The sequence below is a fragment of the Schlesneria sphaerica genome (assembly GCF_044336245.1).
GTDB lineage: Bacteria > Planctomycetota > Planctomycetia > Planctomycetales > Planctomycetaceae > Schlesneria > Schlesneria sphaerica.
Genome location: NZ_CP172346.1, coordinates 793,055 through 808,652 on the forward strand (window position 1 = coordinate 793,055; position 15,598 = coordinate 808,652).

The following is a 15,598-nucleotide window of genomic DNA, read 5'->3' on the forward strand; positions in this document are numbered from 1 at the left end:
AAATTCCAGCTCTCGTTGACCATATGCGAAGTATCTGTGGGGCATACGGCCGCTCTGCTCATTGCGCGTCACTCTATCGCCAATTCCAAAATCTGCATGCCGAGATCAGAAGAGAAGCGCAATCACAGCAAACGCAATTGAAGTCACAAGCTGAAGTTAGTGAGCGTGGCCAAGAGGAAGTGAGGGCGGCCGTCAAAGCCGCTCAGACGTTTCTCGAAAGAGACCTCGAAAATACAAAAGAACACTTGGTTCAAGCTCTGGACGCTGATCAGTCGCTTTTGTCGGAGAGAGTGAGACGCGCTGTAGATCGGGCGAGAATTGAACTCGATCAGACGATTGCCCGCTGGAGCCGGATACATTGGGGGACACTTCGAGCGGTCTGCCGTCGAGGTGGCACGCATGTTGGCGCTAACGGCCGAAATGATTTCCCATCGGACTTATCAAAGCCAGTACTGGACGGTGTGGCATTCGCCTGGTCCGATTTTTTCGGTGAACGGCTGATCCAAACGCTCGAGCGATGGACGGATCGCCTGGTCCGGAGTGCTGATGATTGTCGCGGTCGACTCGCAAAATCACTTTCAGAGTCGTCTGAAGTGTCGCCATCAATGACGAGCAGCCTCGACGGGATTCTCGAAACAACGGAACGCATCGTTCGTGAGATTCTAGAACAGGCAAAGCTGAATATGGAGGGCAAGATCCAACACGAACAGCGAACGCTTTATGAAACGGTTCCACTCCGGGTCAAGGCAAATATGCAGGCCGCCTTCGACGACGCTGCTAATGAATCCGGTTCCGGAATGAAACAACGGATGGTGGAGACGCTAGCCACCCATGCACACCGTGTGGCTCAAGTTATGTTCGACGATGCGCGCGATGCCATCTTGAGTGGTGTGCGGGGGCTGAACGATTGGCTAGCGCGTGAGTTCGACAAAATGATCGAAGCCGTTCGTCGTAATGTGTCACTTGCAGCCGACAATTTGGTCGCGGAGGGCCCACGTATGACATTGCAGATCATCGAAGCAGAGCAAGCCATTCTCACTGATCTGATGGCATTAATAGGCAGTTTCGAGGAGGAACAATGTTGAATCATACGCTGCGATGTTTCCACGGTTCGGCGACTCAACCGGTATGGTGGACAGGTCAATCGCTGACGCATTTACGGGAGCCAGCATGAGTCTTTTTGAGGACACCAATCCCAGAGCATTAAAAGACCTGCTGGCCGAAGTTCATTCGCGCACGATGGTGCTACCCGATTTCCAGCGTGATTTCGTGTGGGAACCGGGGGCCACGCAGGAGTTGATTGTTTCGATTGCGAACAACTATCCGGCCGGCAGCCTTCTACGCGTGCGTGACGCCAAACGCGTCTTTGCTGCTCGAGAGTTCGAAGGCGCGCCGAGTCTTGGCGGGCAAAAGCATACATTCTTGGTTCTGGATGGGCAGCAGCGGCTCACCTCGCTCTATCAGGCGTTCTACGGTGTTGGCGAGCATCGGTATTATCTCCGTTTGAAAACATTGCTGGACGGTGGTGACTTCGAGGAATCGATCTTTCACGTGCGTGCCTCGACTAAGTGGTCCAAGGCCATCGAGAGCATCGACCTGCAAGCTCAGGAGCTAATTCTTCCACTGAGTGTTCTGAAGGGCGGCGCTGGAGGTTTCCTTCAATGGCTGTTGCAAGTCACAAATCCAATGCCGCCGGACGAACGCACGAAAATGCTGGACGCCCTCACCAAGATCAACGATCAGTGGATCAAAACAATCGATGATTATCACTTCCCTGTGGTCACACTCTCGGACAAGACTGAGCCGGATGCCCTCTGCACGATCTTCGAGACCCTGAACCGCACTGGGGTCAAGCTCAGTGTCTTTGAGCTGTTGACGGCTCGATTCTGGCCACACCAAATCAAACTTCGAGAACTTTGGCAGGCTGCCTGCGACACGCAGCCGATCATCGGAGATTTCGAAGTTGACCCTTATTACATGCTTCAATCGATCGCCTTAGCAAGTCGTAAGGCTCCCTCGTGCAAGCGCAGTGATGTTCTGAATCTTGCTCCAGGAGACATCGACAAATGGTGGCAACCGGTCGTGTCCGGAATGGCGTTGACGCTGACAATTCTGCGGGATGACTGCAAAGTCATGTTGCCGAAGTGGCTACCGTATCAAACGATGTTGGCTCCGTTTGCAGCGGTGTTGGCCAAATCGGGGATGCCGAAGAACGCGGAAGCTGGTGCTCATCGTGAGAAATTGAAACGATGGTTCTGGTCTTCCGTGTTCGGGCAGGCTTACGAAAGTGCGCCGAACAGCCAGTCGGCCAAGGACGTTGGTGAGTTAATTGCGTGGCTTGCAGGCGGTCCGCCACCAGAGTCCGTCAAGTCCGTTCGATTCGATCCGAAGTCACTGCGAGATGTCACTCCGCGACAACGATCAATTTACCGCGGCACGATCTGCCTGATTCTGGGTAGCGGTACCGGCGCTCGCGATTTCCACACACAGGCGGTCATTACCGGCAACTTGATGAGCGAACTGGGCATCGATGATCACCATGTCTTTCCGGACGATTTCTTGGCAAAGAAGGGTGTATCACTTGCAAGAACACGCGACTGCGTTCTCAACCGAACACTCATTGATCGCACTACCAACCAGATGATTAGCAATCGGGCACCTTCGGACTATCTGACCGACATCCAAAAAACGCCGGGCTTTCCATTCGACGCAGTGCTGTCCTCGCACTGTCTGCCCACTGGTGAGGCATCACCTTTCTGGACTGACGACTATGAGACGTTTCTGTCCTGGCGGCAAAATCGCCTGTGGCAAGAAATCAAACGAGTCACGGGAATAACTGAGGCATCCGACCTCGAAGCGGAAGAAGTTTAAGCAGCATGACATATCGTAAGAAGTTGATCGAAGTTGCGCTCCCGCTGGCCGCCATCAATACGGAGTCAGCGCGGGAGAAGTCAATTCGGCACGGACATCCCAGCACGTTGCACCTCTGGTGGGCGCGGCGTCCGTTGGCCGCTTGTCGCGCTGTGCTGTTTTCATCGCTGGTCGATGACCCGGACAGCGATCCGCAATATCTGAAACCTGATGGATCGGTCGATGAAGAAGCGGCTGGAATCAAACGGGCGGATCTATTCAACCTCATCGAAGAACTAGTGATGTGGGAGAATTCCAATAACGCGGACGTGATTCGCACCGCGCGAGCCGAGATTGCGCGATGCGTGGCTTCACGTCTGATAGAGACTGGGGTTTTGAAGAAGGACGCAACAATTGGTTTAGGCACGACAATCTACAACCTTGTGACTCGCGGGCACTGTCGGCCTATACCGAATGGCCTCGACACGAAGGTCGGAAGAGTTCGTTTCAAGTTCGACGTATCAGGACTTCCGCCTGCTGAAGTCGTGAATCAGTTCCTGGTGGAGCATGCGCCACCGGTGCTTGACCCTTTTGCCGGGGGAGGTTCGATTCCGCTCGAAACCCAGCGATTAGGGCTGCGAGCTTATGCCAGCGACTTGAATCCAGTTCCAGTGTTAATCAACAAGGCGCTCATTGAGATCCCTCCGGAGTTCGCGGGACGATCGCCAGTGAATCCGGAAGCTCGTGGCGAGCTGACATCTACTGAAGGAAAACCTAAGAAAGTTAAGACTCTCGTCGAAATAGAATGGCCGGGGGCAACGGGTCTTGCCGAGGACGTGCGGTACTACGGACAGTGGATTCGGGATGAAGCTGAGAAGCGCATCGGACACTTTTATCCGAAGATCGAAGTCACGGCCGAGATGGCTAGGAATCGACCCGATTTGCTTCCATACATCGGACGTTCGCTCAGTGTTATTGCATGGATCTGGGCACGCACCGTGGCTAGCCCGAATCCTGCCTGTGCTGGGATGCATGTCCCACTTGTGCGGTCATTTTGGCTCGCTAAGAAGCCTGGGAAAGAAGTATTCGTGAAGCCAGTGGTAGACAGGGAAAGGAACACATATCACTTCACCGTTGAGATGGGTGTGCCCAAGGATGGCTTCATGCCCGACGTGGGAACAGTCGTTCGCACGGGTGCCACATGTCTCTTGAGCGGCGAATCAATTCCACTGGAATACGTCCGCTCCGAGGGGAAAGAAGGCCGCCTTCACCACCGACTCATGGCCGTCGCATGTGAAGGAATTCGCGAACGTGTCTACTTCTGCCCCACCGAAGCGCAAGAGCGTATTGCTCTCTCGGCTATCCCAAACGATGTCCCCGAAACAGACATTCCTGATCAAGCACTTGGATTCCGAGTGCAGCTCTACGGAATGAATAAACACTTCAAACTATTTACGAATCGACAGCTTCTTGCCCTGACGACACTGTCGCGCCTCATTGGCGACGTGCGAAAAGTAATCGACCACGATGAGCAGTTGTTATTATCAAAAGGCAAGAGCGCGGACAACGCAGCTGTTAAGAGCATGCCGTATGCAGATGCCGTTGCTACGTATCTTGCATTTGGAGTTAGTAGATCCGCCGATTTCTGGTGTACCATCGCTACTTGGAGTCCAGCACCAAAGAATGAGTTGGTAGGGCACGCCTTTACGAAGCAAGCTCTACCAATCACGTGGGATTTTGCTGAGGCGAATCCATTCAGTGAGTCTGGCGGAAACTTTACTGGAAATCTTGCCTTCGTTGCCAAAGTCCTCGCTGCGTCACACAAGGGACCTTCTTGTGAAGTGAGACAGCTGGACGCGACATCTGACTTGTCGATTGGGCAGCCGTGCATGGTGTCCACAGATCCTCCGTATTACGACAATATTGGCTATGCTGATTTGTCGGATTTCTTCTACGTCTGGCTTCGACAGTCGCTTCGCACGGTGTACCCGTCGCTGTTTGCGACGGCGCTTACACCAAAAATTCAGGAGTTGATTGCAACTCCGTTTCGACACGGAGGTAACAGAAGCAAGGCGCAACAGTTTTTCGAGCACGGACTGGGTGAGGCATTCGTAAGGATGCGAGCTGTTCAGTCATCTGAATACCCCCTTACGGTCTATTACGCTTTCAAACAAGCCGAAACAGATGACGAAAATGACTCGCGGGGTGAGGCTGACCTTATTCAAACGGCCTCAACGGGTTGGGAGACCATGTTGGGGGGGCTGATTCATTCTGGTTTTGCGATCTCTGGGACTTGGCCAGTCCGAACTGAGCGAACAGCGCGTAGTGTTGGAATCGGTACCAACGCACTTGCCTCTTCTATTGTTCTCGTGTGCCGGCCCCGCCCCGCCACCGCCCCACTAGCCACACGTAAAGAATTCATTACCACGCTGCGAAATGAGTTGCCGGAAGCACTGCGGAATTTGCAACGTGGAAATATCGCGCCAGTAGATCTGGCGCAGGCGGCGATTGGACCGGGAATGGCCATCTTCACACGCTACACCAAGGTTCTCGAGAGTGATGGCTCGCCGATGACCGTCCGTACTGCGTTGGGGCTCATCAACCAGTCGCTTGATGAGGTCCTCGCCGAACAGGAGGGGGAATTCGATGGCGACACTCGTTGGGCGCTGGCGTGGTTTGAGCAATTCGGTATGGAAGAAGGCCCCTTCGGAGACGCAGAGACATTGAGTAAGGCCAAGAACACCGCCGTCAACGGATTGGAAGAGGCCGGGATCATCTCTGCCAGAGCGGGCAAAGTACGGCTCGTCAAACGCGACGAACTCCCCGTGGATTGGAATCCCGCGACCGATAAGCGTCTAACCGTGTGGGAAGTCACACAACACTTAATTCATCGTCTCGACCGGCGAGGTGAGACTGGAGCGGCCGAATTGGTCGGTCAGCTTGGGGGCATCGCAGAGATATCCCGTGATCTTGCGTACCGCCTCTATTCCACGTGTGAACGCAAGAAATGGGCGCAGGACGCGCTGGCCTACAACAGCCTCGTGGTCGCCTGGCCGGAACTGACAAAGCTCGCTCGTTCTACTAAGACCCGGCAAACTTCGACACAACAAGAACTCTTCAACTGATGGGCCGCTGAGAAATGGCAATTTCTAATCGTGAACGCGTAGGTAAGGGATTGGACTTTTTGGCGGCCGGTCTGCGCCCATTCGTTGAACGCGAATTGAAGTCACAACTCGGCGACAACTGGGAATCGGTTTTGCCCAATAATGGACCGCGCGGAGGTCGAGCCAAGTCCAAGCCGGTCAATTTAGATGATCCACAGACATTACTCGGCGTCCTTTGGGATCAGTGGAATGCAGTGTTTAAGGACACACTGGGCCACGGTGAACGCAGTATTGTTAGCGAATTACGTGACGTTCGAAACAACTGGGCTCATAATGAGCAATTTGGCAGCAACGATGCGATCCGGGCGCTCGACTCAATGGAACGCTTGCTAAATGCAGTGTCAGCCGCCGATGCCGCCACAGAAGTCGGGCAAATGCGGATGGACCTAATGCGATCGCTGTTCGACGAGCAACGTCGGCAGGAGATGCGCAAGAAGTCCTTCCAACCAACCGAAGGCAAGCCGCAGGGCGGTCTCAAGCCGTGGCGAGAAGTCGTCACGCCTCATCCCGATGTGGCCAGCGGACGTTATCAACAAGCCGAGTTCGCAGCCGACTTGTGGCAGGTGTATCAGGGTGAAGGTTCGGACGAATACAAGCACCCAACCGAATTCTTCCGCCGGACGTTCCTCACCGAAGGACTTCGAAGACTGTTGTCCCAAGCAATCCTTCGCTTGAATGGGGATGGGGGCGATCCAGTTGTGGAGTTGCAAACGAACTTTGGTGGCGGCAAAACCCACTCAATGCTGGCGCTCTATCACCTGTTTTCGGGCGCATCTCCGGCAGACCTGCCGGGAGCTGAGGAACTGGTGAAAGAATCTAACCACTCACTCCCTAAGAATGTCCACCGGGCTGTATTTGTTGGGACGCAGATTTCACCAGGCAAACCGCACAAGAAGCCGGATGGCACCGTTGTTCGGACAGTATGGGGTGAACTTGCTTGGCAGCTTGGCGGCAAAGAAGGCTATAAACTCATTAAGGAAGATGACGAAAAGGCTACCAATCCCGGTAACTCGCTCAAAGAAGTCTTCGTTAAATACGGCCCTTGTCTCATATTGATCGACGAATGGGTGGCCTACGCCCGGCAATTGCATACGACCGCCGATCTACCCGCTGGTTCATTCGAGACGCACTTCACGTTCGCCCAGGCATTGAGTGAAGCTGCCAAGGCCGCCAAGAACACCCTGCTCGTGGTAAGCATCCCAGCGTCCGAAAGTCCACATCAAAAAGAAGGACGTGGGGTCACCGATATTGAAGTCGGCGGCGAGCGAGGCCGAGAAGCGTTAGCTCGACTCAAAAACGCAATCGGTCGCGTTGAAGCGTCCTGGCGCCCCGCCAGTCCCGATGAAGGATTCGAAATTGTTCGCCGCCGATTGTTCCAACCACTGTCCGGCGATCAGTACGTCGCCCGCGATACTGTCGCTCGCGCCTTCGTTGATACGTACGGCGCACAGCAACAAGAATTCCCCACGGAATGCCGCGAGGCGGACTACGAACGTCGGATCAAAATGGCATATCCCATTCATCCAGAACTGTTTGACCGCCTGTATAACGACTGGTCAACTCTCGATAAATTCCAGCGAACGCGCGGTGTCCTGCGGCTCATGGCGGCGGTAATCCATTCCCTCTGGGAGCGCCAGGACGGAAATCTGCTGATCATGCCTGGAACCGTGCCTATTGAAGATCAAATCGTGCAATTCGAGCTGACGCGATATCTTGATGACCATTGGGTGCCGGTCCTCGAAAAAGACGTAGACGGCGCGAATTCATTGCCGCTGGCGCTCGACCGGGATAATCCTAACCTGGGACGCTACTCCGCAGCCCGACGTGTTTCCAGAACAATCTACATGGGATCGGCACCTACCCTGCGGGCCGCCCATAAAGGGATCGACGAGCGGCAGGTAAAACTCGGTTGCGTCCAGCCTGGCGAGGCGGTAGCCACCTTCGGAGACGCACTCCGCCGACTCACTGATCGGGCCACCTATTTGTACGTGGATGGAACGCGTTACTGGTACTCAACTCAACCCACAGTTGCCCGTTTGGCAGACGATCGCGCTAGTCAACTGAGCGATGATCAAGTGTCCGACGAGATCGTCAAGCGGCTTCGGGAAGAAGCTCGCACGAGATCCGATTTCTCGAAAGTCCATGCGTGTGCCCCCAGCAGCGACATTCCAGACGAAAAAGAGGCCCGGCTCGTCATCCTGGGACCAGAGTTCGCCCATACAAGTAAAGATGCAAGCAGCCCCGCCCGACTGGAAGCTGCGGCCATTCTCGAATCCCGTGGATCGTCGCCCAGAAACTACAAGAACACTCTCGTTTTTCTGGCAGGCGACATTAATCGCCTGAGGGAACTTGAAGAGGCGGTTCGCCAATTTCTCGCCTGGTCGTCTATTTTTGACGACAAGTCCACGTTGAACCTTGATCAGTTTCAGTCCCGCCAGGCGGAAACCAAACGCAAGAGCGCCAATGAGGCCGTCGATTTGCGGATTGTCGAGGCGTATCAATGGCTTTTGGTACCGGGGCAACCAGACCCTAAAGGCGATGTCGACTGGACCGACCTCAAGTTGCAAGGTCAGGATAGCCTCGCCACGCGAGCCTCCAAAAAGCTGAAGAACGAAGAATCACTTCTGATTCAAATGGGGGCCGTGCGTCTGCGCACGGAACTCGACCGCATCCCTCTCTGGACCGACAATCACGTCAGCATAAAGCAGCTCACAGAGTACACGGCACGATACCTCTATCTGCCCCGTCTGCGTGATGAACAGGTCTTGATCGCTGCGATTCAAGAGGGTGTCTCTAGCCTGGTTTGGAACGAAGAATCGTTCGCATACGCTGAAGCATGGGACGAGCAACGTAAACGATATCAGGGCCTCAAATGCGGGACGTCGATCCGTGTAATTGTTGATGATCGGACGCTATTGGTAAAACCCGACGCGGCGGCAACTCAGCTCGCAAAAGACTGTGAGGCCGCTGCAGCAGCACAAGCCGATTCTGTTACGGGCGGATCGACAAGCCATAAGCCGGGCCCCGCCGTCGTTCCCGCCGGGACCGGTTCCGGCACATTGACGTTATCCGGCACTGGTCGAACCGTCCCGCCTCCCGAACCGCCGAAGATCACACGCTTCCACGCTTCCGCCCAATTGGACTCGTTACGTTTGGGACGCGATGCCGCGAAAATTGCTGAGGAAGTGATTCAGCACCTTACCGGACTGGCCGGAGCCGAAGTCGAAATCACCCTCGAAATCCAAGCCAAATTCCCGGACGGAGTCAGCGACAAACTCGTCCGCGACGTAACCGAAAACTGCCGGACGCTGAAGTTCACGGACTATGGGTTCGAGGAAGAATGACATGAATTCCGGCAAAATCTCACTGAAGAAGTAAGCCTAAGGTAACTTTGTGGAATTTAAAGTTAATAAATCAGAAAGCGATCGTTGGTGGATCGTCGCGTTGTGCGTCTCGATCGTCGGTATAATTCTCGTTGTTCTCTTGTGGTGTTTCCCGACGTCAAAGTTGGTGTGGCTAATTGCGGGGGGCGCTCTGCTTTTTGTCGCCGTCCTGCACTTCAATCCACGCTATCGATACTGGCGTCGCGCGAATATCTGCTTTGGAGTCGCCGGGGCTTTGGCGTTTGTTCCGAGCTTCGAAGCCAAGGCCAATTTCGTAGAGATCGGAGCCTTCGAGTTCGTCGCTGAGACATCTTCAGTCGTCGTTCTAGGGTTCTTAATAGCTGGGCTGTTCCTGGCCTGGATCGACGCTGGCCAGCAAGGACTCTTCATGACGAGGTCAGGGATCACCGCGAAGAATGAAAATCTGAGTTTCATCAATAGCCCGTACGCTATCTCGGGACTAACCGCAGGCGGGAATATCATCATCAATCAGGGAGTCTTGGATGAGAAGCTTCTGGCGGTAATTGATGCTCGTCTGATGGCACCACAGATTCATGAAGGAGTCGGCAACGGACCGCGCCAGGTCGACGAGGATCTCGTGTGGCGACTAGTCGACAGCATCAAAGATGCGCGACGAAGATTCGAGCAGGAAGACGTTGTAAAACTAATCGCTGAATTGACGCAAAGCTTCGAGAATTCAGGAAAGTCATGGTCGAAATCTCTACGTACTGAAACACTGTTGCTGTTCGCTGAATACGAACGGGGGAAAATCTCTGAATTGCGGGCAAGTGGAGGTGAGGCCGACCTCTCCAAATTGCAACAGTTGCTCAAGGAACTTCAGGATGGCTGAACTTGAGCGGGGGAGTGATCATGCAATTCGAATTGCGTCGTTGACTGCATTCGAGACCTCAATGAGGATAGGAGTTGAGGCTGGCCTGGCCCGAATTGGGGTTTTGGACAATCCCGCACGGGTACACGCAGCCATACTGTTGTTGGTCCAAAATCATCGCTTTCAAGACGTCGTTGATCTCGCGGCCAGCCAGCAACCTCATTGCAAGTGGATCGACTTGGCGGTGTATGCGAATGTCGCATTGAGGGATGTGGCATCGGCAAAGTCGCTTCTGGCATTTGCTCTAGATTACTGTGAAGAATCTTGGGTTTTGAATAGGTGCCGGATTGCAGTTGCGGACGCAGTGTTCAGTGAGATCCTGCAAGACGCCAAACACACCGGACTCAGTCTAAAAGGAGGGCTTTCGGACGAAGACCGTTTGTTGCTTGAGTTTGTCATTGCAACGCTAAACCCACTTGTAACACCGGTACGGTTGTCCGGGCGAGTTGAAAGTTCCGTGCAGCGCGTCGCGGTCGAATTTGCGGCGAACGTATACGGGCTGTTGGGACAGCTTTCTCAGATTACAGACCTCGTCATGCCGATGGTTAAGTGTCGCCCCGTGCCGTTGCTTTTAGCTCAACTGGTGCTTCGGAAGCTTTGTGAACCGCCATCCGGACTTTCTGGTCGAATTCGGGTCGAACACCCCAACAGCTTCTCAGCCCATTTTGTGGCAGCACTTTTGGACCGCGAGGTTTACGACCGAATTCGACCGTCGCTCGATTCGATGATCGATCTTCAGCAGATGGCCCGCGACCGCGGAGATGAGGCCGTTGAGCAGTTGTGTCAGGCGCTCTTTGAAACCGCAAGTGCGTTGGATATGGCTGCTTTAGCTCGAACTCGCACGACAGTAGATCGACTGCTGGGAACTCCGAATAGATATCGCCTGCTTTTTGACTCGGTAGCGTTGTTAAAGCAGAACAAGCCTGATGAAGCGTTAAAGGAGTTGAATGCGCACCCACAAGATGATGATGCCGTCTGGTGGCAAATTGCTGCGAAAGCTCACGAGTTGTTGAACGACGTTGACAAGGCTACGGAATGCTGGGAGCGGGTCAGCCAACTGATGCCTCATCCAGACCTGCTGACGCGGTTCGCCGGGTTGAGTATGCAACAGCGCCGATTCCATCAGGCGGTACGCGCTTTGACCCTTGCAGCAGAACAGTCACCCGATGATACAAGAATTCTCGAGCAACTCGCATTTGCGCATACGCGGCTGGGACGTTTCTCAGACGCGTGCATGTTGTACGAGCGACTGGCTCGACTGAATCCGAATGAACCCAGAAATCGAGTAAATCTAGCGCTTTGTCAGGTACGAAGCGGAGACCCAGAATCAGCGCTGTCGTCAATCGACACCGTAATTGATTTCGAACATCCGGAACTTCAGATTATCGGCTTACGTGCAGAAATTCTCAAAAGCTTGAACCGTCCAGCGGATGCGTTCAACGATCTGCAACGAATACGCGACGACTTTTGGAGCAATGTCAGATTCCTCGTCCTCTACATGGATGTCTCGTACCGAGCCGGCCGAGATGGGGAAGCGCATCAAGCTTTCCACCAGCTGATGTCCATGCAGCACAACGGTCAGCTCCAGGAACCTTTATTTCAACCGATTTCGCTTGATGACCTCAAGATGATGGGCACCCAGCGATTTCGTCAGCGCGAATCGCTTTTCAGCGAAGTGGCCAAAGGCAAGCTTCCATGGCTCGCCGCAGAAGCACTGATGGGTGCAGTCGCAGACCAGGCTTGGTACCGGCGCACTCAACGGCTCCGCTGGCTATCCGACGATGTTTCGGCACGAGGCGAGTGGACCATTTATGCGACCAACAGTTTTTCAGTGCAGAGGGATTCAAACGGCCGTCCGTCAGTATTGCGAATCGGATCACCGCGGTCGGGCGAGGCAGTTGTGGCCGACATTTCGGCCATTATTACGCTTCATCGGCTGGGCCGACTGAACTTGGCGGCAGACTATTTTGGAAAGCTAGTTCTTCCCACCTCCTACGGAGATTTACCAGTTCGCGATGCTCAGCGGTTGGCACCGCATCAGCCATCGCGTGAGCAGGAACTTCGACTAATTCAGGATCTCGTGCAACGACGGTTGATCACGGTGATTGGAGATGGCGATACCACTAGGGAAATCCCACTTGTCGATGAATACCACGATGACGCGGAGAATCAACGCTTTGCGATGGCCGATGTCGCACAACTTCTGCGGGTAACACAGCGACTCACATCTGAAGAACTTGACGACTTTGCTCGCGTTTGCCACAGACCAACTCAAAGTAATCGGGAACTGCCGCTTGACCGCAGAATCTTATTCGCAATTGGCACATTGCGCACTATGGCACGATACCCATGGATTGAACGACTGCTCCCGACCGTCGACTGGTGTGTGGCACGCGACGATTACGACAATGAGTTACATGAACTCCAGGATTATGAATTCCAGCGTTCCATCCTTGGTTCGCATCAGGGAATGTGGAAGGAAATTAATCAGCTCCGAGCTGATGGCAAATTGGAATACCGCGATTCTCGATCATTAAGCCACGATCGCGATTCCGAAGACGACGGTGAGGAGCCCTCCCCATTTCTAGACGCACTGACTTTAGCAATGGACGAGCGTCTTCGTTTATTGGCTGATGATCGCTTGTTACAGTCGGCGGTCCTGAATCAAAACCCAGAAGTGTCCGACGCGGCTTTTGGTGCAGATCTTCTCATTCTCGGGCTTGAATCAAGCGGCAGTCTTACTGCCGAGGACGTCTGCGGAGATCTTATCAAAATGATGCGTTGGCGATACCGCTTCCTTTTGCCAGATTCGCGGCACCTGATTATCGCTGCACTCCGGTCGCGCGATAATCTTCCTGGTCCAGAACTCCGCGATATTGCCGCGTATGTTCAAGAATCCATGCGAGACCCCGGTTTGTTCTGTGGACCTGAAAATGCAGACCTCCCTACTCCAGTAGCATTCAAGTATTACATGGCGTGGAAGGAGCTCTGCGTGGAGTTTCTTGGATCGCTTTGGAGTGATCCGGAGTTTACAGCTGAGCAATTAAGGGCGGTTACTGTCTGGTGTGTTGGAAGTTTACTTCCAGCCGTTCCACGAGGAATGCTGTATTCCCCAGTGGGAAGACGGCTGGCAAACCTAACTCCAAAGGCGTTCCTATTGACGGCGATGATTCGATTTGCCGCTGTTGAACCACTTCAACGGGCAAATGAAGCGCTTCGCCTCATGGCGGCCCATTTGGGAATGACTGAGGACGAGTTTTATGAGGCCGCAGCGGAAGCAGCCGATGGACGATATGACTGAGGATGAGATCGCGATGGCCTTTCGCCAGCGCATTCAACGAATAGCGTTATGTCATCGCGTCGGTCAATCGGTCGCTGGCCACGTCATCATGCGTTTTCGGAAGCTCGGGGAATGGACGAAAGAGATCGTACAGACGACCCCCAGGGATATCGTTCGAATCTTGACCCAAACTGATCACCCCCAGCGGTTGCCACTTCCAGATGGACCGCTCGTAGTTATTGTCGAGAATGAGAACGCTGGAATTCTTGAAGTGTCGGAACATCTGCTTTCACAAGATGTGAACATTCGGCGAGCCGCCTACCAACACTTTCTCTCTGCGCAATCTAACCAGGAATGTTGGGTATCTGCCTATGTTCTCGACCTTCTTCAGAAGAACGCAGATGCACTGATGGACGCTGATGAGTCGATCTGGATACCTGCTGGCCTATTGCTGCGGGACGCTATTGAACTCGATTTCCGCGCAAATTGCGCTGGGGTACATCAGAGTTCGCAGGAAGGGTTTGATCAGAGTTACCAGAAATACCTCAATAAGGTTATTTGGCCGAGGGCGAACTGTTTCGAACACGATAGGCCCACCATCATAAATCCAATCGAGGAATCTCAGCAGATTCGAACAAAGCTCAACGAATTGTCGTCACTTGACGATCTGAATAGCGCGCTGAATGGATATCTCGCATTTTGTGGCTACTTGCCCTTAGCGGGTGAATTGTCAGCCGGTTCGCTGATTGCAGCATGGGATGCGCTTCACCCAGGGCACGATCTGTGGAAGGCAGTTTGGGGTTGGGCTGATTCCATTCACAGTGTTTTGGCTCAATATCATGCTGCTCATGCGTTCTTGGAGCATCCACAATGGATTCGCGAAGAGGAAATTGAGCGGTTGATTACTGTTGTCCGCAGTGTCATTTCTAGCCCAGAAGCTGACTCGAATTCCACACAGTCCTGCCTCCTAAGGCTACGAGCGAACCTGCTCGAGCATTTTCAAATGCATCTTGAGGGATTGGCACCAGGACTTAATAGCGACGTTGTTGCCACATCGGCCTGCTGGATGACTGAAACAGTCGCTCAGCTATTTCGCGGAGATTCTTCTCACATAATGAAGGGATGTGCATTTCTGCGAGCAAACGTAATTCCAATATCCCAGCGGCGTTGGTCGATGGCCCGGTCCCGAATGGCACCGACACCACTCCGAATCGCGAGTCTTTACAACCCATTTATTTGGAGTGACGCTCTTCTGGCGACAGCCGTGCGACGATTCAGCGATTTCCCCGAGTGCGACAACGGTGCGGAGTACGGGAGGTTTCTACTCACTAGGCTGACCTCTGCGACCTGCGCAGGGGCTTTGCGAGTGATTGGACGCCGCGACTCAGTTTATGCATTTGAGCTCCCGGTATCGCCGTCACACTTAGCACTTCCAGCTTCTCCGAGTGATGATAAAGATATCGAAGCTGCGCGGCAGATGCTCGCTGCTCGATTTGCAATCGAAGAAGGGAACGGAGTTACAAACATTCTTTCGGAACTTCGAGAACTTTCCGATGGACCGTCAGGCTTCGTTTGCGCAAATCTTTGTCGCTGGGTGATGGAACCAAATTTCACGGAATCGACCGTCCGTGATCTGCTGAATGACGATGAATGGCGTCGTACGGTGTTTCAGCGGCTTCCGTTGGCATCACTCCACAATCTCGTCTCGTTTCTGACGGATTGGCAGCTTCAACAAGACGACGAGTGGCTGGTCCGACTCCCGCACTTCTTCGCGTTTGAATGTGAAAAGGCTGCCGAGCCCGATCGTAAAGAACTTCTGTTGGCTGGAACTTTTGTCAGCACGATGGCAGCGGACATTGCAAGTCCGATCGTCAGACTCCTTGCGGGGGCTCAGCGATCTGAATTTGCGGGCCTCATTAACAATTGGCAGCAAACGACACGAGAGATCGCGCGTGGTTCTGAGCCGTGGCTTGCAGCACGCGTCCGTGGACTTCTTGGAACAATTGAGAATCACCTGTGAAACCAAGCGGAA

Annotated in this window: 7 protein-coding genes; all 7 read left to right on the forward strand. The window is 53.8% G+C overall.

All coding sequences use genetic code 11. From position 1 onward, the window contains the following. The first annotated feature begins 461 nt into the window (after positions 1-461). The 7 genes from ACGY09_RS02935 to ACGY09_RS02965 all read left to right on the forward strand — a co-directional run bounded on the left by ACGY09_RS02935 (position 462) and on the right by ACGY09_RS02965 (position 15,586). Positions 462-1,085, forward strand: a complete 624-nt coding sequence (locus ACGY09_RS02935) for a hypothetical protein (protein WP_397571921.1) — start codon at positions 462-464, stop codon at positions 1,083-1,085. An 85-nt stretch (positions 1,086-1,170) separates the two neighbouring features. Continuing rightward, the gene (locus ACGY09_RS02940; protein ID WP_397570419.1) at positions 1,171-2,871 is read left to right on the forward strand and encodes a DUF262 domain-containing protein; all 1,701 of its coding nucleotides are present in this window, start codon (positions 1,171-1,173) and stop codon (positions 2,869-2,871) included. A 5-nt stretch (positions 2,872-2,876) separates the two neighbouring features. After that, complete coding sequence (locus ACGY09_RS02945) at positions 2,877-5,975, forward strand: DUF1156 domain-containing protein (protein ID WP_397570420.1); 3,099 nt, start codon at positions 2,877-2,879, stop codon at positions 5,973-5,975. Positions 5,976-5,989: 14 nt separating this feature from the next. Continuing rightward, the gene (locus tag ACGY09_RS02950) at positions 5,990-9,358 is read left to right on the forward strand and encodes a Swt1 family HEPN domain-containing protein (protein WP_397570421.1); all 3,369 of its coding nucleotides are present in this window, start codon (positions 5,990-5,992) and stop codon (positions 9,356-9,358) included. Between the two features lie 49 nt (positions 9,359-9,407). Beyond that, a complete protein-coding gene (locus ACGY09_RS02955) occupies positions 9,408-10,247 on the forward strand; it encodes a hypothetical protein (protein ID WP_397570422.1) in 840 nt (279 codons plus the stop codon). Further along, on the forward strand, positions 10,240-13,587 hold the full coding sequence (locus tag ACGY09_RS02960; RefSeq protein WP_397570423.1) for a tetratricopeptide repeat protein: 3,348 nt from the start codon (positions 10,240-10,242) through the stop codon (positions 13,585-13,587). Before ACGY09_RS02955 ends, ACGY09_RS02960 begins: the two co-directional genes overlap by 8 nt. Beyond that, positions 13,571-15,586, forward strand: coding sequence for a hypothetical protein (locus ACGY09_RS02965; protein ID WP_397570424.1), 2,016 nt, complete (start codon positions 13,571-13,573; stop codon positions 15,584-15,586). Before ACGY09_RS02960 ends, ACGY09_RS02965 begins: the two co-directional genes overlap by 17 nt. Positions 15,587-15,598: the final 12 nt, after the last annotated feature.

Coding starts and splice junctions, on each gene's coding strand:
- ACGY09_RS02945 (WP_397570420.1), top strand. CDS start 2,877: ATGACATATCGTAAGAAGTTGATCGAAGTTGCGCTCCCGCTGGCCGCC.
- ACGY09_RS02960 (WP_397570423.1), top strand. CDS start 10,240: ATGGCTGAACTTGAGCGGGGGAGTGATCATGCAATTCGAATTGCGTCG.
- ACGY09_RS02965 (WP_397570424.1), top strand. CDS start 13,571: ATGGACGATATGACTGAGGATGAGATCGCGATGGCCTTTCGCCAGCGC.
- ACGY09_RS02940 (WP_397570419.1), top strand. CDS start 1,171: ATGAGTCTTTTTGAGGACACCAATCCCAGAGCATTAAAAGACCTGCTG.
- ACGY09_RS02950 (WP_397570421.1), top strand. CDS start 5,990: ATGGCAATTTCTAATCGTGAACGCGTAGGTAAGGGATTGGACTTTTTG.